The organism is Acinetobacter sp. YK3 (assembly GCF_001729365.1).
Lineage (GTDB): Bacteria > Pseudomonadota > Gammaproteobacteria > Pseudomonadales > Moraxellaceae > Acinetobacter > Acinetobacter vivianii.
Genome location: NZ_LZPJ01000101.1, coordinates 22,418 through 42,853, shown reverse-complemented (window position 1 = coordinate 42,853; position 20,436 = coordinate 22,418). Strand labels below are relative to the sequence as shown.

General features: G+C 41.6%; 16 protein-coding genes, 6 tRNA genes and 1 pseudogene. 15 read left to right on the top strand and 8 right to left on the bottom strand.

The genetic code is table 11. From position 1 onward, the window contains the following. Positions 1 to 40: 40 nt before the first annotated feature. The 3 genes from dapE to A9Z07_RS11645 all read right to left on the bottom strand — a co-directional run bounded on the left by dapE (position 41) and on the right by A9Z07_RS11645 (position 2,423). Positions 41 to 1,174: a succinyl-diaminopimelate desuccinylase gene (gene dapE, locus A9Z07_RS11655; RefSeq protein ID WP_005259356.1), complete on the bottom strand. Its 1,134-nt coding sequence runs from the start codon at positions 1,172 to 1,174 to the stop codon at positions 41 to 43. A gap of 124 nt (positions 1,175 to 1,298) precedes the next feature. Further along, positions 1,299 to 1,442: an entericidin A/B family lipoprotein gene (locus A9Z07_RS11650; RefSeq protein ID WP_167510625.1), complete on the bottom strand. Its 144-nt coding sequence runs from the start codon at positions 1,440 to 1,442 to the stop codon at positions 1,299 to 1,301. A 120-nt stretch (positions 1,443 to 1,562) separates the two neighbouring features. After that, positions 1,563 to 2,423, bottom strand: a complete 861-nt coding sequence (locus A9Z07_RS11645) for a DUF1853 family protein (RefSeq protein WP_047429484.1) — start codon at positions 2,421 to 2,423, stop codon at positions 1,563 to 1,565. Between the two features lie 100 nt (positions 2,424 to 2,523). Between A9Z07_RS11645 and A9Z07_RS11640 the strand changes: the two genes are divergently transcribed. From A9Z07_RS11640 to A9Z07_RS11600, 9 genes are all read left to right on the top strand, one after another. Then, positions 2,524 to 2,889 (top strand): YbaN family protein, encoded by a 366-nt coding sequence (locus tag A9Z07_RS11640; RefSeq protein ID WP_004775350.1) that lies wholly within the window; start codon positions 2,524 to 2,526, stop codon positions 2,887 to 2,889. A 336-nt stretch (positions 2,890 to 3,225) separates the two neighbouring features. Next, positions 3,226 to 3,729 (top strand): cell wall-recycling L,D-carboxypeptidase ElsL, encoded by a 504-nt coding sequence (gene elsL, locus A9Z07_RS11635; RefSeq protein ID WP_069578852.1) that lies wholly within the window; start codon positions 3,226 to 3,228, stop codon positions 3,727 to 3,729. 169 nt (positions 3,730 to 3,898) lie between these two features. Beyond that, a tRNA-Val gene (locus A9Z07_RS11630) sits at positions 3,899 to 3,974 on the top strand. A 23-nt stretch (positions 3,975 to 3,997) separates the two neighbouring features. Beyond that, positions 3,998 to 4,074, top strand: a tRNA-Asp gene (locus tag A9Z07_RS11625). 43 nt (positions 4,075 to 4,117) lie between these two features. Then, positions 4,118 to 4,194: transfer RNA gene (locus A9Z07_RS11620), tRNA-Asp, on the top strand. Between the two features lie 101 nt (positions 4,195 to 4,295). Next, positions 4,296 to 4,371 (top strand) — tRNA-Val (locus tag A9Z07_RS11615). Between the two features lie 39 nt (positions 4,372 to 4,410). Beyond that, positions 4,411 to 4,487: transfer RNA gene (locus tag A9Z07_RS11610), tRNA-Asp, on the top strand. Positions 4,488 to 4,588: 101 nt separating this feature from the next. Then, positions 4,589 to 4,664 (top strand) — tRNA-Val (locus tag A9Z07_RS11605). An 89-nt stretch (positions 4,665 to 4,753) separates the two neighbouring features. Next, on the top strand, positions 4,754 to 5,236 hold the full coding sequence (locus A9Z07_RS11600) for a DUF2750 domain-containing protein (RefSeq protein WP_069578850.1): 483 nt from the start codon (positions 4,754 to 4,756) through the stop codon (positions 5,234 to 5,236). A 20-nt stretch (positions 5,237 to 5,256) separates the two neighbouring features. Here the strand turns inward: A9Z07_RS11600 and A9Z07_RS11595 are convergent, their stop codons facing one another. The 4 genes from A9Z07_RS11595 to yccS all read right to left on the bottom strand — a co-directional run bounded on the left by A9Z07_RS11595 (position 5,257) and on the right by yccS (position 11,711). Further along, positions 5,257 to 6,042: a YdcF family protein gene (locus tag A9Z07_RS11595; RefSeq protein WP_069578849.1), complete on the bottom strand. Its 786-nt coding sequence runs from the start codon at positions 6,040 to 6,042 to the stop codon at positions 5,257 to 5,259. Between the two features lie 128 nt (positions 6,043 to 6,170). Then, a complete protein-coding gene (locus tag A9Z07_RS11590; RefSeq protein WP_069578847.1) occupies positions 6,171 to 8,714 on the bottom strand; it encodes a PepSY domain-containing protein in 2,544 nt (847 codons plus the stop codon). A 159-nt stretch (positions 8,715 to 8,873) separates the two neighbouring features. Then, a complete protein-coding gene (locus tag A9Z07_RS11585; protein ID WP_005259343.1) occupies positions 8,874 to 9,458 on the bottom strand; it encodes a YcxB family protein in 585 nt (194 codons plus the stop codon). A gap of 78 nt (positions 9,459 to 9,536) precedes the next feature. Further along, positions 9,537 to 11,711, bottom strand: coding sequence for a YccS family putative transporter (yccS, locus tag A9Z07_RS11580; RefSeq protein WP_004775341.1), 2,175 nt, complete (start codon positions 11,709 to 11,711; stop codon positions 9,537 to 9,539). A 143-nt stretch (positions 11,712 to 11,854) separates the two neighbouring features. Here yccS and A9Z07_RS11575 point away from each other — a divergent pair, with 143 nt between their 5' ends. Beyond that, entirely contained in the window at positions 11,855 to 13,069 is a 1,215-nt protein-coding gene (locus A9Z07_RS11575; protein ID WP_062846088.1) for a multidrug effflux MFS transporter, read from the top strand. 26 nt (positions 13,070 to 13,095) lie between these two features. Here the strand turns inward: A9Z07_RS11575 and A9Z07_RS11570 are convergent, their stop codons facing one another. Then, positions 13,096 to 13,800: a nitroreductase gene (locus A9Z07_RS11570; RefSeq protein ID WP_069578846.1), complete on the bottom strand. Its 705-nt coding sequence runs from the start codon at positions 13,798 to 13,800 to the stop codon at positions 13,096 to 13,098. A 425-nt stretch (positions 13,801 to 14,225) separates the two neighbouring features. Between A9Z07_RS11570 and A9Z07_RS11565 the strand changes: the two are divergent. The 5 genes and pseudogenes from A9Z07_RS11565 to sbmA form a co-directional block, all read left to right on the top strand. Next, positions 14,226 to 14,657 (top strand): annotated as a pseudogene (locus tag A9Z07_RS11565) (hypothetical protein); the annotation flags it as partial. Positions 14,658 to 14,893: 236 nt separating this feature from the next. Continuing rightward, on the top strand, positions 14,894 to 16,129 hold the full coding sequence (gltS, locus tag A9Z07_RS11560) for a sodium/glutamate symporter (protein ID WP_004775335.1): 1,236 nt from the start codon (positions 14,894 to 14,896) through the stop codon (positions 16,127 to 16,129). 94 nt (positions 16,130 to 16,223) lie between these two features. Next, entirely contained in the window at positions 16,224 to 17,705 is a 1,482-nt protein-coding gene (locus A9Z07_RS11555; RefSeq protein ID WP_069578843.1) for an alanine/glycine:cation symporter family protein, read from the top strand. Between the two features lie 159 nt (positions 17,706 to 17,864). Then, complete coding sequence (locus A9Z07_RS11550; protein ID WP_069578872.1) at positions 17,865 to 18,845, top strand: patatin-like phospholipase family protein; 981 nt, start codon at positions 17,865 to 17,867, stop codon at positions 18,843 to 18,845. A 228-nt stretch (positions 18,846 to 19,073) separates the two neighbouring features. Then, entirely contained in the window at positions 19,074 to 20,267 is a 1,194-nt protein-coding gene (sbmA, locus tag A9Z07_RS11545; RefSeq protein ID WP_069578841.1) for a peptide antibiotic transporter SbmA, read from the top strand. Positions 20,268 to 20,436: the final 169 nt, after the last annotated feature.

The window sequence follows — 20,436 nt, the reverse complement described above, 5'->3', positions numbered from 1 at the left end:
GAACTCATTTGAGTTCCTTTTTTATGTGCTCTTGTAATGTTTAAGCAAGTAGCTCTACTAAAATTTGCTCATAGATTTCAGCGAGTGGCTCTAATTCTGCGACATTGACATGCTCATTGATCTGATGGATGGTGGCATTCAATACGCCCAGCTCTAGCACCTGTGCACCTGTTGGCGCGATAAAGCGACCATCTGAGGTTCCACCGCTGGTTGATAGTACAGTGTCAACGCCAGTCACATTTTTAATTGCTGTTTTTGCTGCATTCACTAGCTCACCGACTGGAGTCAGGAAGGGTAAACCAGACAAAGTCCATTGAATGTCGTAATTAAGCTGATGTTTATCTAAAGTCTCAAGTACGCGTTGTTTCAAGATATCAGCGGTGACTTCAGTTGAGTAACGGAAGTTGAAAGTTACTTTCAAAGTGCCCGGGATCACATTGGTCGCACCTGTGCCTGCCTGAATATTTGAAATCTGGAATGAGGTCGCAGGGAAATATTCATTGCCATTGTCCCAAACGGTTTCACACAACTCATTGAGCGCTTTAGATGCGGTATGAATTGGATTTTCTGCCAGATGTGGATAGGCAACATGGCCTTGTTTACCATGAACAGTTAAAACGGCATTTAATGAACCACGACGACCATTCTTAACAATATCACCAAGCTGATGCGTACTTGATGGTTCACCCACCAGACACCAAGTCATTTTTTCATTACGCGCTTCTAATGTCTCAACCACTTTAACCGTACCATTAATCGATGGGCCTTCTTCATCAGAAGTGATTAAAAATGCAATTGAGCCTTTATGGTTCGGATGTTTGGCAACAAAACGTTCAGAAGCCACCACCATTGCAGCTAGCGCTGTTTTCATATCAGCAGAGCCACGGCCATACAACTTACCATCGCGAATACTTGGTAAAAACGGGTCTGAATTCCATGCATCTAAATGGCCGGTCGGCACCACATCGGTATGGCCTGCAAAGCAGAATACTGGATTTTCAGTACCACGACGCGCCCATAAATTATCAACATCTTCAAAACGCATGTTTTCGATATTAAAGCCAATCTTTGCTAAGCGTTCAGCCATAATATTTTGACAATCATGATCAACAGGAGTGACGGACGGCTGACGTAGAAGTTGTAAACTAAGTTCAAGAGTATCGGAATGGTTCATGCGAGATGTAGCTAAATCTGGTGAAATATGAACCGGTATAATAGGGGAATCTGATCGAGAAAGGTATTAAAAATAAACCTTATCTAGGTCTAGATAAGGTTCAGGGATGCTTTTTCTATAAAAATTACATTTTATCCTGAGTTTTTTCGGCAGTCTGAGTAACCTTGTCACCAGCTTTAGATACATCTTTACCAAAACCCTTAAATGTATTACAGCCAGTTAAAACAACAGCAGCCATGATCGAAGCAACTAAGATTTTTTTCATCATCTTCTCCGTTTAAATGTAATTATGATGTACTTAAGAGGCTAAAAAATTTACCATTAAATGAACATAAGGGTTTGATGGTAAATGTGTTATGAAATGTTATTTACCTAAGTAACAAATCAATTAAGTTAAACTAAATAAAAGTGAAGATTGGCGGAACATATAATAACTAGGCGTTGGTGTATGGTGATAATAAAGCCCATTGGTCCACCAGATAGCGGGTAGCGATGAAGCGTCTTGATCAGGGCAGAGCCATTCATGTCGTTGTAAGCGATAATAGGGTGTAGTTGGTATCTGGGTTCCCCATTGACCTAAACGCCGTGAAGTATTAATCCACGAAGGTATGCTTAATTCGCTTTGATCTGTAGGCAAGTACAACTGACCTTTCATCACTGCAAACTTACGCTGAATTGGATAATGATTTGCCTCGGTAAACTGGAATTGACGTTCGGTAAAATGTTTTAATTTACGCTGTAACGTATCTTCTCTATTTAACCCAAACCATTGTGCTAGATCGAGTTTGCCTTCGCCTAAATAATATTTTAAGGCAACTTCCCAATGTTCAACTTCTTGCGTTTCCTGATTGAGCACAACAAAATCCAGCTCACCTAAGGTAATGGCACCTGCAATTTTTTGAATGCTATGCCCAAGCAGTTGATAGGGATGGTAGTCATCATCCAATAACCAGAACCAGAGTAAGTTTTCAAAACGTAAGCCAAGTCGTGTGCTTTTAAGTTGGGCCAGAAAATCAATCAGTGGTTGTGGTTGCTGATCCAGTTGCTGTAAACGTGATTCATAATTTTGATAATGCGTTTGCCATTTCTGATCAGGATGTAATTCAAAATGATTTTTTATGGCGAGATCGTTTGGAATTTCAGTCAGGATATTCGGGCTGGCAATACAGAATGCCAAATGCCGTACGATTGGATTGTTAAACTGTAACCACGGCTCAAAAAAACAAGGGGTGGTAATCATTTTCGACATCAAGCCACTCAATCATTGAAATAATAGGTTAAGTTTAAGAAACCACAATAAAAACACTTTATACTAGCACGGTTGTAAACAGCTGTTGGTTAATTGCTCAATGAAAACTTTATTCTGGCGTAGCTTAGTCGTGATTTTTATTACGTTGGGAATCATTGGGGCAATTTTACCGGGCATGCCTACAACCGTCTTCCTGATTTTGGCTGCATGGGCTGCTTCTAAAGGCTGGCCTGAAATGGATGCATGGTTATTGAACCATCCTAAATATGGCCCCACCTTACGCAACTGGCGTGAACATGGCACAGTACCGCGTAAAGCAAAATGGATCGCCAGTATCATGATGCTGCTCAGTGGTATTTTGATGCTATTCACCAATGCGCCATTCCTCGTCAAAGTTTTTACCGATGTCACTATGTTTATCGTGGCCGTGTGGTTGTGGTTACGACCCGAGCCTGAGCAGCGTTAAGAAAAGCAACGCTCTTGCGGAATATATTCCTCATGCGCAAGATGAGCAGCTATGCTGCAAGTGGCGAGTTAAGAAAAGCAACCTCTTGGGAAATGTATTTCTCATGCGCAAGACGAAAACCGTATTCGAGTAAATGTATTAAGCAATCTTTATCTTAAGTCCCATCCAACACATATCCGAATAACACGAACAAAGAACGCAGATCATGTCTACGACTCTATTTTATTTTCCTCGTCAGCTTTAACACCTACCACCCACTAAAACTACTGAAAAGTACAAGAAAAAGTGCTTCATCTATGTTGAAATAAATGTGTTCTATCATTTATCGAGATAATAATGACCTATACCCTTGATCAGGCAGACATCATCATAGACTTGGCACAACAAACGCTACGTTTGCCTAAACATAACAAATTCTATGTGATCTCTTCGGGCAAAAACGGTATTGGTGAACAGGAAAATAGCGGTAAGACCCCAAGAGGTTGGCATCAAGTCGCACAAAAGATTGGTGGTGATGCACCAAAACATGCAGTATTTATCGCGCGTCAACCGACTGGTGAAGTCTATGATCTGCAATTAGCTCAGCAATTTCCTCAACGGGACTGGATCTTGTCACGCATTTTATGGCTGGATGGTCTGGAAGAAGGCTTTAATCATGGGGAAGGGCACGATACCTTTAAGCGTTATATCTATATTCATGGTACACCTGACACCGAGCCAATGGGCATTCCAATGTCTCATGGTTGTATTCGAATGAAAAATGATGAAATCGTTGAGCTGTTTGATCTCGTTTCTGAACAAGCGCTGGTCTATATTTCTGAACAAGCCTTAGAAAACTAAATATGAAAATGCGAATAAGTGCTTAAATAAAATACGAAAATATCATTTTTTGCATGGAATTACTTATTTTTTAATCATTCGTTCGGTTTTTTCAGAAAAGAATGGCAAAAGCGTTTGACAGGCTGTAAAGATTCTCTATAATGCACCTCACAAACGATGAAGACGTTAAGGGCGCTTAGCTCAGTTGGTAGAGCGTCTGCCTTACAAGCAGAATGTCGGCGGTTCGATCCCGTCAGCGCCCACCAAGCCTTTACGTTAAGACTCAAGTGCAGCGGTAGTTCAGTTGGTTAGAATACCGGCCTGTCACGCCGGGGGTCGCGGGTTCGAGCCCCGTCCGCTGCGCCACTTAAGTTTTAATATTCGTTTGCCATGATTGCAAAATTATCGTGCAGCGGTAGTTCAGTTGGTTAGAATATCGGCCTGTCACGCCGAGGGTCGCGGGTTCGAGCCCCGTCCGCTGCGCCACTTTAAGATTGCAAGATTGGATAGAGTTGAGTAAATTAGAATTTATTCTTTTTATTCAAACAAATTCCTAAAGCATTGCTTTAGATTTGTTACCTCGCTCAGGGCGCTTAGCTCAGTTGGTAGAGCGTCTGCCTTACAAGCAGAATGTCGGCGGTTCGATCCCGTCAGCGCCCACCATAATTTGTGACATTTACTTCTCTATGGAAGTAATACAGTGCAGCGGTAGTTCAGTTGGTTAGAATATCGGCCTGTCACGCCGAGGGTCGCGGGTTCGAGCCCCGTCCGCTGCGCCATTCTCTTGATTCCCTGTTCAAGAGGGTGATAATGTAAGACACTACGCACTCCGTTTGTCTTGCGTCATAAAAATTGATATTCAATCAATTTTTATTCCTCAGGGCGCTTAGCTCAGTTGGTAGAGCGTCTGCCTTACAAGCAGAATGTCGGCGGTTCGATCCCGTCAGCGCCCACCATATTTCTTCCCCAATCTCATATCATTGTAATCAATACAAAGTTATTTTATGATTAGCGTCAATATAATGATTCTAATATGAAGTACTTTATGAGAAATCCTTATCAACGCAAGGCTGCGTCGAAATCTCAAGCTACACCTGCCAATTTTTCGCTCAAAGACACCTATCGTCAATTTATTCAAAATATTATTATGCAACGTCACGTGATCGCGCTCTATCATGACGGCTGGGCTTTATGTTCAACACCATCGGGTCAGCATGCGTTATCTGTATGGCAAAATAAAAGCTTGGCGAAATTATTGATTAAAGACAATTGGGCGCAATACGAAATTCAGGAAGTACCCTTATTGGCTTTTATTGAGAAGATGATTCCCTTTCTAAAAGAAAATAACACGATTTTATCTTTGGATTTAACACCTGAAGGGAATAACCTGCTGGTTACCCCTGATGCTTTATTATTAGATATTAAGAATTTTTTATACCAGATTTACTTACAACGACCAGATGTGTTTGCTGAGTTAAAGCTTCCGTTGCCTCGAGATATTCGTTTGCATAACTCAGCTTCATCATAATTTGAACAGAAAAACCTTAATCAATATTCATTCAGCAACCAGCCGCTGGCATAAGCAAAATATTCTCTTAACCAGGCGTTATAGCGTGTGGCTAAAGGCGTGGTTGCACCGAGCAAGGTAATGTCACGATAGCCTTGTTTCTTGGCAATTGCGGCAGCTCTTAAAGTGTGGAAATCACTGGTCACAATTGCAATCGGTTGCTGGATATTGATGTGTTGGGCTTGTAATAAAGCCTGACTGTTTTTCAGATTGAGTTCAGTACTGGTGCTTTTATCTTCCAGAATGATTTGTGACACAGGAATATTATATTGCTTCTGTAGATAACGAGACATCACCACGGCTTCGCTATCCGTTTCACCATAATCAATCCCGCCTGTCAGTACCAGTTTCGCATTTGGCTGAGCTAGGGCAACAGGAGCCGCACGGTCTAAACGTTTTGCCAGCGTCGCCGAAGGTTCTCCATTTTCTACACCGCTACCCAAAACAATAATGGCCTTTATGGGTAAAACATGTTGTGTTTTTGCATTGTTGTCAGCAAGATAATCAAAGAAATAGCCTAAGCTAATTAACCATGCCCAAAAACAGAGCCAGCCAAAACGCCAGATTGAATGCAAACGGAAGTGGTAGAAAAAGAAACGCTCAATATGATAATAGAAGTAAGAATATAGGCAGAAAAATAATCCAAGCAGGAGAGGGAGCACTGTACCAATATGAATCTTTTTAAATGCGATGAGAATAGCGCCATCTAAAAATAAAACTGAACCAATAAGGGCGAGAAAAACACGAACCCATGAACTTATTTGCATAATCTTAATCGTAGTCGATTTGAACCGTGCTAAGTGTATGCAAAATTAAAAGAAAGGCAAACTCTCCGATTGTCTTAGGAAAATAAAAAAACGAGTGACTGGCACCCGTTTTTTAGAAAAGAATAACGTTAGTAAACGTCGCGGCGATAACGACCTGCTTGTCGTAATTCATCCAGCGTTGCTTCACCAAGAATATCAGTTAAAGCTTGGTCTACACCTGAGGCCATACCTTCAATACTACCACAGACATAAATCACGGCACCTTGCTGAACCCACTTCAGCAGTTCCTCTGCATTATTACGTAAAACATCCTGTACATAGATACGCTGTTGCTGATCTCTTGAAAAAGCGAGATCAAGTCGTTGTAATGTGCCCATGTTTTTCCACGCTTCAATCGTTTCCTGATGGAAGAAATCATGTTCGCGTTGGCGTTCACCAAAAATGAGCCAGTTGGCTGTGTAATTTTGTCGGTTACGCTGCTGTAAAAGGCTCATTAAACCTGCGATACCGGTACCATTACCAATGCAGATAATTGGACGGTTATCATCGATTAAATGGAACGATTCATTGGTGCGGATGCGTAGAGCAATCGGTTGTTTGAGTGGCGCATATTCGGTTAACCAGCCAGAACCTAAACCGAGCTGATTATTTTCATCACGGTTTTGACGTACCACCAGTCTTAATAGCTGTTGGGCAGGAATACTGGCAATTGAATATTCACGCGTTGGCAATGTTGGAAGCTGAGCTAATAATTCTTCTACAGTATTGGAAGGTTTAACTTCAACACGTAGATTTTTATCCCAAAGTGCCTGTTCAATAGTCTGATTGAGAGATTGCACAACAATTTGTGCTGCAATTTGGTGTTTAACCAAAAAGTTTTGGATCTCTGTCTGGCTATTTGCTGGCTGAATCTCAGCAATATCTCCCGCATGCCACGTCATATCCGAAGCTGTGGTCAGTTCAATATTGTAAGCCGCTTGGCCTACACTATTTGGGTTGAGTAGAGTGCGTTCGCTTAATGTCCATTGATCAAAGACTTTTTCAATATTCATGGCATGTAATTCATGCTTGGTCACGACTGAAAGTGCTTCATTCCAGCGCTGAATATCATTGGCATTGGCGTTATCTACTTCGATGAGGTCGAAGAACGGTTGTGCCTTGGATTGTTTTAACCATGCATCCACTGCATAACCAAAGCTGCAATAACTTTCTGGATATTCCTTTGAGCCAAGCGCAAGCACTGCATATTGCATGTGACTTAAATCAAGACTTTGCTGCATCAGCTTTTTGCTAAAACTAGAGGCGAGGTCTGGTGCATCACCAGTACCATAGGTACTGATCACGAATAAAACCTGTGGTGCCTGTAGCAGATCTTGTTCAGTAAGCTGTTGAATCGGTTTTACGTTGGTAGGCTGTTGTGCTTCTTGTAAGCTTGTGGCTGTACGCCACGCCAGTTGCTCTGCGACACCTGTTTGAGACGCGTAAGTAATCAGCCAAGGTTGTGCATTTGGATCAACCTGTTGAGTACCAAGTGATTGACGTGCGGCTTGAGTGAGTTTCTTTTGTTTACGACGCTTTAAGTACAACATCCAGCCAGTTATGAAAAACAGTGGCATGGTCAGTGACGCTAGCATCGCAATGAATTGATAGGTCGAACCAAAGAAACTACCGCGATGTACAGGAAGCATACTGCTCATGATCTTTTCATTGAGCTTTTTATCTTCATACAGTTCAAACTTTTCAAACTGCTTATCTTGGTAATTATAGACGGCCTGATTTCGTGCGCGCTCGTGTTGCGGGATGATATCCACAAAAGACACTTCAACTTTTGCATCATCACGCTTTGGAATATTTAAGGTCAATGTTGAATATTCATGACCAATTTGAGCATTCACACCTGTCCAAGTTTGGGTCAGGATGGTATTGACCTGCTGAGTCGATAAACCTTCTTCTTTATGCTTTCTATTTCTAGGTTCATTGTGCTGTTGGTTACGTTGTGGCTGTTCGACGCCCATGACTTTGAACATACCCGCACGCCACCAGTCATACGACCAATATAAGCCTGTGCAGGCAAACAGTAGATAGAAGATAACCACCCATGTACCGACAACGGCATGAAGATCCCAAATAAAATTACGGCCTTTTAACTTGGGTTTGATAAAGAACCATTGTTTAAAAGTATGTTTCTTTGGAAAGCGTAAATAAAGACCACTCAATACAAAGAAAATCAGCATCAGGGTTGAGGCGCCCGTAATTTGTGCACCAAACTCACCCGCAGTTAAATTTCGGTGTAAACGTTGGATAAATTGCAACGTATCACGACCTTTAATATCGGGTAAGACTTCCGCTGTATATGGGTTGACCATCATGTTATAGCCGCGACGTGCACCTTCTTTTTTAATATTCACGGTGGAAGAGGCGGCGGGATCAGAAGCGATTGTAATACTGTTGATTTCGATTTCTGGTTGTTTTTGGTTGAAATGTTGATAAAGCTGAGCAGGTGTTAATTTGGGTGATTGAGCCACTTCAACAACATAGCTGTCCTGATTAATCCATTTGAGAATTTGTGGTTCATAAGAGTAAATCGCCCCCGTTACGCCCATTAAAGAGAGTATAAGCCCCGCGGTGATCCCTAAAAACCAGTGAATCTGGAAGAAAACTTTTTTAAACATGGTCAAAAAATGTAAATAGAGTGGAATTCATGTAAAAAATTATAACTCAAGAATAAGAATACATTGTGGATTTTGCAGGTAATATTGATTTTGATTCTCATTTATTTTACGGGCAATAAAAAAACCTCTCATTGCGAGAGGTTTTTATTCATCCATGTCTTAAATCGATTTAGGCGCGCCTACAGTTTCATTTAAGTGCTTACGAACGGTATTGAAAGAAAAGTTCTTTGAATCCATACGTTTTGGCAAAATATAAGCACCTTGCTGTTCTTCACCTTTTGGGGTTTTTACCTTGAAATTTACAAGGATAAAGTCTGGTGAGCTATACCATTCATAAATATCTTTCCAGCCAATTGTCGCTGTGCCTTCTTGTAGGCCAACTTTTTGACGCATCACGATACCATGCGGTTGTACACCTAAACGTAAACCTTTAATTTCCTGAACAGGGAATTCAGTCATTTTACGTTTGACGTACCACTCCAGACCAAATTTCTTGATCAAATAAAAAAGAACCACACTCACAATCACTACCCAGCAAATCACGGTAGAGTAGGTTGAGTAATATTTAATAAGTCCTGCTGCAACTAAAGAAAGCACAACAAGTGCAATCATAATCATCCATGCTTTGCGGCTGAATTTGTTGGTACTACGCCAAATCATAAGTTGAGCTTGACGTTGTTCAGCTTCAGAAACTTCGTAAGGAACAGGTTGTAGCGTATAAGCGTATAGCGTTTTGGCGGTCATAGTGTAAAAAATGAGTTTAGAACTGGGTTAAGTTTAACACCTATTGGCATGCAAAGATATTATGCCAATGGCGAATGATTAGAGCGATGCATACTCTGTGCCGTCTTCATTTGGTTCATGACTCAGGCTTTGTTTCAGCATACTTAAACGGGTCAGTACACCTAGCATCAATGACAGTTGCTGCAAGATAATTAATGAGTTTTGATCATTTTCTTCATTGCGGCTTAGACGGTCACGAATGGTTTGCATCATATTTTGTGCTGATAAATCAGGAACTTCATCTCTGAGTAATGCACCTTGAATATCATCCAGCGCCTGATCAAGTAGAGATAATACTTCCTGATCCTGAATTTTTTCACGATGTGCCCCTAATGCTGCGATATAACTTAAAAAAGTATGGCTGAGACATAGAAACTCGAAGGCTAGACTTTTTTGGTTCACATCAATATTCGGTTCGGTGGCAATGGTTGAAATCAGCGAAGCCACTTCTGCATCAGTATTGTGGGCAGCGCGTCGGACAACACGATAATTCAGGGCATTATTACGGCCATGATGATATTGCTCGACCACTTCTGCAAGATATTTACATTGCGCCTGTAAAGAACGACGGATCGAGCGGGGCAGTCTGCGGAATTTCCAGTCTGGCCAGATAAAACTGACACCAAACCAAGCCAGAGCACAACCAATCACCGTATCAATCAAGCGTGGAAAACCAGCTGCAAAGGCTGAGCCATCCAGATTAAAGTTGATTAAGGCTAAAATGGTAATAAAGGCAGTGGCTTGTGCATACTGTTTACTGCGCAATTCTAAAAATAGCACACCGCTCAGCACCAGCATGACCAGTTGTCCTTCAATCGAAGGAATAAAATAGATAATCGCAAGACCGACAATAATGCCGACCAATGTACCAACAATTCGCAAATACAAACGGCGTTTGGTGGCGTTAAAGTTCGGTTGGCAAACAAACAGTGCTGTTAACAGAATCCAGTAACCGTAGGCGATATCAGTCATCTGGATAAATAGATAGCCGATAAACAGCACAATCGATAAACGGACAGCATGGCGAAATAACACCGACTCAGGTGAGAGATGTTGTTTCACACGCACAATAATGTCATTCCAGCCTTTGAGGTCATCATCTTTGAGCTGGCTTTCCGCATGTTGTGCATTGATTTTTTGCAGATTCCGTTCGGTTTCCAGATTCTGTAATTGTGCATCAATTGATTTCAGGTTCTGATATAGCGCAAACAATGCATTAATCCGCACCTGATCATAATGTCCATCTTCGCGCAGTTTTTCCAACGACATCCTTAAATTTTCAAAACTATGTTTGAAGCGTTTGTTATGGACATAACGGGTACGACTGAGGATCGACTGAGACAAATCCTGACAGGCCTTGCCTTGAATGGAAAGAATGCGCTGGAAACGGAACAGAATATCGCTGTGCTGGAAGACTTTTGCCAATTTCTGATAATCAATATGGGCTGAATCGGCACGCTCATGAATATCTTGAGCTACAAAATAATATTGCAGGCTACGCCGTGTGTCCTTTTGACCGCGGTCACCTTTGAGACGAGTTAATAAGGACATGCGTAGATCATTAAAGATCGCCACCAGCTTGCCATTCTCCATGGCAATATCAATCATGCTTTGTTGATAGCTGGATGGAGTCATATCCACATCAAACAGGTTAGACTTGGCAAATAAGAAACTACCTAGCGCAGAATAGGAAGCTGAAAGCTGATCCCGAACTTTCCGCACAGGGAAAAGCAGGAAGCTGATGGTGGAGAGTAGGCCATACCAAGCCGCACCTGCGACTAAAAGGGCGGGTTGAACATACCATTGCTCAAATAAATGCACCCCCAACATGGTATAGACGGAAGTGACCAGACAACCGTAAGCGATTGTGGCATAACGTCGCCCGAGTGAACCGAGTAAGATCCAGCCGATACATGAGGCAATTAATCCGATTGCAAAGGCAACAGGATAGGGGAATAACAGTTGAACCGATGCAGCAGTGATAAAAAATCCGATATAGGTATAAATCAGATTCATGATGCGCACAGAGAAGCGGTCATCAATATCACTAATCGCTGCAGCGACGACACCTAATGTTAAGGGAATCGTTGCAAGTTGATAATCTAATAAATAAGGAACAAAAGCTGTCCCTGTAAAGGCAATTAACATACGCACGTTATACATAAACGTGGTGTTATAGGTTGTTTGTTTTAAACGTCCGAACCAAGGATTCAAGGGTTGTCCTTCTTGTATTCTACAATTGAATTTTCATCGTGACTGTTCACAGGGATAAAGTGTTCGCAGACGTTAATATTATGCACAAATCTGGTGGGGATGCTAAGCTTAGAATATTCCAAAATTTGTTAAAGTGGGGCAGTATGCAGGCCGAGCAAACCAATCAACGTCAATATTCAACAGCATGGATTATGTTGCTTGCTTTGTTAACTGCGTTAGGGCCGTTATCCATTGATATGTATTTACCTGCTTTGCCTCAAATGGCAGATGAATTCGGGGTAAGTACACAAATGGTTGCCAATACCTTGCCTGCTTATTTCTTGGGTTTGGCAATTGGTCAGTTGATTTATGGCCCTGTCAGTGACCGGATTGGACGTAAAACCCCTCTTTATTTTGGCTTGGCGCTTTATGCCATCGCCAGTCTGGCTTGTGTCTTTGCAACCAATGAATGGGCCTTGATTGCAGCCCGTATTTTTCAGGCTTTAGGTGGTTGCGTGGGTGTCGTGATGGCACGCGCTGCAATCCGTGACCGTCTTGACATGCAAGGATCTGCACAAGCATTTTCCAGCATGATGATTGTGATGGGATTAGCCCCAATTCTTGCACCGATGTTTGGGGCGTGGATTCTGAATTTTTTCCCGTGGCAAGCAATCTTTATTAGCTTGGCCATTATTGGCGTAATTTGCTGGTTCTGTGTGCATTTCTTCTTTAAAGAATCTTTGCCCGTTGAGCGCCGTTTAAAATTATCGGTCTATCAAGTCACAACATTATATGGGGCGATCTTAAAGGATGAGAGTTTCCGTGTGCCGATGTTTGCGGGATGTTTAACAGGCGCTGCCTTATTCTGTTATATCAGTTCTGCTTCAGCTGTTTTCATGGGACAGTATGGTTTATCTCAGCAAAATTTCTCTTATGCTTTTGCCTTAAATGCAGCTGGCATCATGTTGATGTCTTCTATTAATAAACACTTAAATACCCGTATGGGCATTTTCCAGCGTTTAAAGCTGGGTGGTGCGATTCAGTGTTTTGGCGCGTTGATTGTGCTAGGGGCGGGCTTTATGGTGCATGCGCCATTATGGTTACTCATGTCTGGCTTGTTCTTGGTGGTGTCTGGCATTGGTTTAACGGGGCCGAATGCGATGGCTTTGGCAATGTCTCAACAAGGCGCGCGTGCAGGCACAGCCAGTGCGATTATGGGCAGTATGCAATTTGCTTGCGGTCTATTGGCGGGGATTATCCTGAATTTCCTGCTCTGGAAAGCGTCCCTGAATATGGGCATCATGATGCTGTTATTTACCAGCGCAGGTTTCTTGGCGATTTTAAAAGTGGGTAAGTTGCAAAGCAGTCGTTCTAGCTAAAGAACTACTGCTGCATTTCTAGTGGATTAATCTAAAAAGACGGTGAAGTTTTCAACTGGTTCGCGTGGCGTAATGAAAGTATTCACAATATGGTCAGGATCGGCATAACCCAAAGCAATTGTGCATACCAGTTCTTCGTCATCTGGTGCACCTAAAATATCTAAAACGATTGGGTGGAAATGATTCCATGCGGCTTGTGGGCAAGTATCCAGACCACGCGCCTTAGCAGCCACCATGACATTTTGGAGCATCATGGAAATATCCATTTTGGAACCAATGCCCATTATTTTATTTACGGTAAAATACAAGGCAACAGGCGCATCAAATAGCTGAAAGTTACGCAATTGCTGCGCTGCCATTTTTTCTTTTTCATCTTTCTGGATGCCGAGCAAGCCATAAAGTCCCCAGCCATTGGCACGACGACGATCAATAAACGGTGAAATCCAGGTTTCAGGATAGTAGGCAAAAGTTTCCTGATATTGGGCAGCCAGTTCAGGCTTTTGCAAAAGTTCAATTTGCGCTGCACAAACACGGTCAATCATTTCAGCACGTTTTTGCCCTGTCACTACATAGACTTTCCATGGCTGAACATTAGTACCAGAAGGCGCACGACTGGCAACCGTCAAGATATCTCTAATGGTTTGGGGATCAACAGGGGTATCTAAAAACGCACGTACCGAGTGACGAGATGTAATGGCCTCATCCACAAGGCGGACTTGTTCCGTGTTCATGAAGACTCCTCAACATTTTGATTTTTTAATGTCTGGAGACTATAAATCAATAAATGTTTTTTGTTGCCAGTTTTTCAGGTATAAATATAGGTTTGAGTAAAAAATATGCAAATAAATTAGCGGATTAACATTAATTGTTGTGAGTTTTCTATCTTTTGTCTGATTTGTGTGAAAAATAATTCTATTGGTAACATAATGAAATCGAAATAATATTTATGCATACTCAATGAAATCAATAAAACTCTTTAAATAAAAAGTACACACAATATTCGAAATTTATGCATAATACGCCCTTTTTAAAATTGATTAGGCTTTCCTTGCTGATCCGGTGAGGGGGAATTTTCTATTTAAAAGACAGCTTGAGTTTATCCAGTTCAATGTCTGTGGGAATTGTTGAAATATACACTATATACAAGGAGCTTCTCATGAGTTTAACTCTCATCCGTAAGCCGTTCGTAATGCAAGGTCTGGCAATTACTGTTGCAACCTTAATGATGAACAGTACACATGCTGCTTCAGAGCAAAAACAGATTCAGCGACTTCATGATGAAGTGAAGGAATTAAGCGCTTTATTACAGCAATATGTTCCCCAAGCAAAACAACAAAATGATACGCCTCAAGTTGCCGTAGCTCCTGCTAGTACAGGGGTTACCACCAATAATCAAAATACTCCTGCTGTTGTCGCGGCCAATACCCCGAAAAAATCTCCATTAAGTTTTAGCGCTGCATCTGGTGCAGAAGTAAAGCTTTATGGTTTCTTGCGTGGTAATGCTTTGTATCAATCAAAAGGCGGCGATGGTATTTTTAACCGCATCAATAAGGTTGATCTGGAAGGCGCTGAAAAGAATAGCGATCGAGGGTAAAGATAATCGTGTAGGGGCAATGGCTTGCTATAACTTCTAAGCCATCTATCCTACAGATGAAAATCATCCGTGAAAACTGAATCACTATAATGTGTAAAAGGTTCTTATATCGGACTGTATGCTTTTTATAAAGTTGATTGAGTTTTCACTCATTTTGAGAGTTACTATTTTAGCAGTTTTGAGGTGGGGACAAGCCATCGAATGAACTGGTGAAATAAACGGAAGAAGATATGGAATTTACTTTTAATGGTTTTTATACCCTGATTTCAGCCGTTATCGTGTTGTTATTAGGGCGTTTGCTCGTTAATAAAATTGATTTTTTAAGACGCTATAATATTCCTGAGCCTGTTGCAGGTGGTCTTGTTGCTGCGGTAGTTTCGCTACTTGTGCATTCGCTTTGGGGCTATAGCATTGTCTTTAGTAGCGAGTTACAAACCAGTTTTATGTTGATCTTCTTTGCTTCTATTGGTTTAAGTGCCAATTTCATGAAGCTCAAAGAAGGTGGTATCGGGTTGGTGATCTTCCTGGTCTGTGTTGCATCATTCATCGTGGTTCAGAATGCTGTCGGTATGAGTCTGGCAACGATGCTGGGTATCGATCCGCTGGTTGGTCTGATTGCAGGTTCAATCACGTTGACAGGTGGTCACGGTACAGCAGGTGCATGGGGTGAGATTCTTGAAACTCAACATGGGATTCAAGGTGCCTTGGCGTTAGGTATGGCGAGTGCAACGTTTGGTCTGATTATCGGTGGTATTATCGGTGGTCCATTGGCTAAATTGTTGATTAACCGTTATAGCCTTGCTCAAGCACAGACACCAGCAGAAATCAAAAACCGCGATACGCATTTAGATCAGCATCCTGACGAACTGGCACCATTTGAAAATCCACATCAAGTCCGTTTAATCACTGCTGATAATGCCATTACTACTTTAGGTATGTTTGCTGCGTGTCTTGCATTTGCAGAGTTCATGACTGGCTTTAGTAAGGGGACATGGTTCGAGTTACCAACTTTCGTTTGGGCACTCGGTGGCGGTGTTATTTTACGTAATATCTTAGAAAGCGTATTAAAGATTGATATCTTTGATCGCGCGATTGATGTTTTTGGTAACGCGTCATTGTCACTTTATTTAGCAATGGCATTGCTTTCGCTTAAATTATGGCAGTTGGCAGATCTTGCTGGGCCGCTCGTCGTAATTTTAGGTGCGCAAACTATTACTATGGCATTGTATGCAGCATTCGTGACCTTCCGTGTCATGGGTAAAAACTACGACGCTGCTGTATTGGCAGCTGGTCACTGTGGTTTTGGTATGGGGGCAACACCAACAGCAGTTGCAAACATGCAGGCAATTACCAACATGTATGGACCATCTCATAAAGCGTTCCTGATTGTTCCGCTTTGTGGTGCGTTCTTTGTTGATTTAATTAACGCAACAGTAATTCAATTAATTTTGAAATTCTTTGCCTAAGTCGGATCAAAAGCCCCCAACGGGGCTTTTTTGATTCATCCATTGTTATCGTATATGTACGGATGTACATAAAATATTTAAAAGCGAATAAGTGATGAATGAAAAATTAAATGACACCCTGATGGCTTGGGTAAGTTTTTTCAATGATCCTTTATGGGACTTCCTCGTTGTTTTCCTTCTTGCAGTGGGTATCTTCTATACCATTGCGACGAAAGCTGTACAGATTAGAATGTTCTTTCACAGTATCAAGGTGATGAAGGGCAGTCGTACTAAAGGTGAAGAGAAAGATTCACACGGACTTACACCCTTTCAGGCATTTGTAACGGGTTTAGCAAGCCGTGTTGGTGTAGGTAACATTGCGGGTGTTGCGATTGCGATTGCGATTGGTGGACCTGGCGCCGTGTTCTGGATGTGGTTTACTGCATTATTGGGTATGAGCTCAGCTTTTATTGAGTCTTCGCTTGCTCAGTTATTTAAAGTGAGAGACAGTAATAGCAAGCAGTTTCGGGGTGGACCAGCTTACTATATTACTCAAGGCTTACGCAGTAAAACCTTTGGTGTGATCTTCGCACTTGCACTGATCTTTACTTATGGTTTCGTATTCAACTCAGTTCAGATCAATGCGATTGCCAACGCTTCTTCACATGCATGGGGCTGGGACAAAGCCAATCTTGTTGCGCACCTAGGTGGTGTTGATCTTGAAATCTCATGGGTTGGTCTGGCACTTGTTGTTTTAGTGGCACTCGCAATTTTTGGTGGTATTAAACGTATCGCTAAATTTGCTGAAATGTTTGTTCCATTAAAAGCAGGTCTGTATTTAGCCGTTGCTTTGTATATTGCACTGAGCAACTACGAACTTCTTCCTGGCATTTTCAAATTGATCTTCACTGAAGCGTTCCAGTTCAACGCCGCAGCGGGTGGTTTCTTCGGTGCCATGATTTCTATGGCAATGATGCAAGGGATCAAGCGTGGTTTGTTCTCAAACGAAGCAGGTATGGGTTCGGCTCCGAATGCTGCCGCTGCTTCTGATGTAAAACATCCTGTGAACCAAGGTTTGGTTCAAATGCTTGGTGTATTCGTAGATACCTTCATTGTATGTACAAGTACGGCAATCATTATCCTTGTTTCTGGTGTTTACCATGATGCAGGCTTCGTGGGTGTTGAATTAACTCAACGTGCTTTAGAGTCTCAAGTGGGCAGCTGGGGTGGTGACTTCCTTGCGATTCTCTTATTCTTGTTCTGTTATTCAGCCGTGTTAGGTAACTATGCTTATGCGGAAAGTAATGTGCAGTTCATCAATAACAATCCAAAAGTCATGTTCATCTTCCGAATTTTTGTGTTGGTGATGGTGTACTTTGGTGCAATTGGTAGCGTTCCGTTAGTTTGGTCAATGGCTGACTTGTTCATGGGAATCATGGCAACCATTAACTTGATCGCAATCTTATTGTTAACACCAATGGCGCGTACTTTATTGAAAGACTATACCTCACAGTTGAAGAAAGGCATTAAAGAGCCAGAATTCAAAATTGATAACTATCCAGAACTGAAGAAAAAAGTCGGTTCTGATATTTGGTAATTTGTTTTTAATAAGACATTGAATCAATGAAAAAAGTCCCTTTCGAGGGACTTTTTTTATGAAGTTTTTATGACAAATGCAAAGAAATTGATACATCTTTTCAAATGTGCTGGCGCTAAAATCCGACACAGAAAAATAGTCAATATGGCAACACTGCGTATGAAACAGCTTAAATTATGGACGCTTGCGCTTTCAATGGTGACCTTGGCGGGTTGCCAAACGACAACTCATTTAAGTCCTGCTGTGGAAGATGCTCAAGCACATGCTGTTTCGCAACCATTTACCTATATTAAACAGCAACAAAAGCGCCCTGTAGTGGCACTGGTGCTTGGAAGTGGTGGGGCGCGTGGCTATGCTCATATTGGTGTGATCGAAGTTTTAGAACAACAAGGCATTCGTCCTGATTTTATCGTGGGAACCAGTGCGGGTAGTATTGTGGGTTCAATCTATGCCAGTGGAAAAAGTGCAGCTGAATTACGTGATATTGCCTTGAAGCTAAAAGCCAATGATGTCCGTGATGTCAATCTGAGTCTGAAAGGCTTTTTTGATGGAAAAAAGGTTGAAGACTATATCAATCAGCAAGTTCACAATACACCCTTAGAAAAGCTGAAAATCCCGCTCTATGTGGTTGCGACAGAGTTAAAAGATGGTACGAAAACCGTATTTAACTATGGCAATACAGGGCAGGCTGTTCGTGCTTCTGCTTCGATTCCAAGTATGTTTGTGCCGACCATGATTCATGATGTGGAATATGTTGATGGTGGTCTGGTCAGTCCTGTACCTGTGCAGGTGGCACGCGAATTGGGCGCAGATGTAGTGATTGCAGTAGATATTTTGGCTCAGCCGATCCATACCGAAACCACCAATGTATGGGGCTTGTTTAACCAGAATATCAATATCATGCAAGGTCGTCTGGCTGAAGAAGAGCTCAAGGAAGCAGATATTGTGATTCAACCTGATCTACGTGAGAAAGCGCATATTTTTGATGTGAAAGGCCGAGAGTCGACCATGCAGGCAGGGATTGATGCAGCCAATGAAAAACTGGCAGATATTCAATGGGCGATTCAAAGTAAAACGGATTTTTCAAAGACTGATCAGCAAAATATGGCGGTACAGCAAAACCGTTCTCTACCACGATAACTTGGTATTCTTCATATTTATACATGGACTTAAGTCGTTGAGTCCATTTACTAAAATGGATTTTCTATAAGAATAAGTTATAAATATTCTACAAAATGCTATTAAAAAGTGCAGAAAAATAGTAAATAACTACAAATCATAAAACTTTTCTATCAGATAGTTTTAAGTTTTGAGTCATAGGATGACGCATTAAAGTTAATTGCAGCACAACAAGGATTGTTAAACACGATGTTTAAATCTTTTTTTCCTAATCCACGATTGTTTTTTATTTCAGTGATTGTGTGGTTATCTCTCAACATGTTGCTCTGGTATACCGGTGGGCATAGTTGGGGAGAGTATCTTGGTTTTCCTAAAGGCTATGCTGAGGCAGAGCTGTCTGTCGGAGTCAATCGATTCTGGGAACCTTCTTCACTTTGGTTTTATCTCTGGTTTATCACTGCAACAGCATTATTCGCTGGGTTTTGGCGTATTTTCTCAGATAACAAATGGCAAGGTTGGTCGATCTGGGGTTCTGCTTTTATTCTGTTTAATATTTGGTTTGGCGTTCAAGTGAGTTTGGCCATAAATGCTTGGTATGTACCCTTCTGGGATATGATTCAGAATATGCTGACCAATGGCGGAGGAAGTATTTCTGATTTGTATAAAGAAACCATGGTTTTTTTATACATTGCCATGGTTGGTGTAACTATGGCTGTGTTAAATGCTTTTTTCACCAGTCATTATGTATTTCGTTGGCGTACAGCAATGAATGAGTATTATACCGAACACTGGCCTAAGCTACGCCATGTCGAGGGTGCGGCACAACGTGTGCAGGAAGACACGATGCGCTTTGCCACGATTGTTGAGGATCTGGGTGTTGAACTGGTCAAAGCGATCATGACATTGATTGCATTTCTGCCATTATTATTTCAACTTTCAAAACATGTTCCTGAAATCCCCGTAATTGGAGAGCTTCAATATTCGCTTGTTTGGGCTGCAATCGCATGGGCGATATTTGGTACGGTTTTGCTCATGGTGGTTGGGATAAAATTACCAGGGCTACAGTTCAATAATCAGAAAGTCGAAGCCGCATTTCGTAAGGAGTTAGTTTATGGGGAAGATCACGAAGATCGAGCACAGCCAGCAACTCTAAAAGAGCTGTTTGGACGGGTCCGCAAAAATTATTTTCGCTTATATTTTCACTATACCTACTTTAACTTAACTGCTTCATGGTATGGGCAGCTGGATATTCTTTATAACTTATTCGTACTATTCCCAGCGATTGCTTCTGGTAAGTTGACGCTTGGTTTAATCAATCAGATTGGCGGTGTTTTTGGAAAGGTTCGTGAATCCTTCCAATATTTGATTAGCTCATGGAAAACCATTATTGAGCTACTCTCTATTCATAAACGTCTTAAAGCTTTTGAAAAAATCTTGGATTAGTTCAGTCATTTGTATAGCAAAGCCTTAGTTCAACACTAAGGCTTTTTTTATGGGCGATGATTTTTTGTGTATTAGTTTTTATGTGAAAAGTGAATATATATTGCAGGGAAAATGACTTTATTCAGCAAAAGTGTTTCACTATAGTCTGTTGATAAAATTAATGATCTCT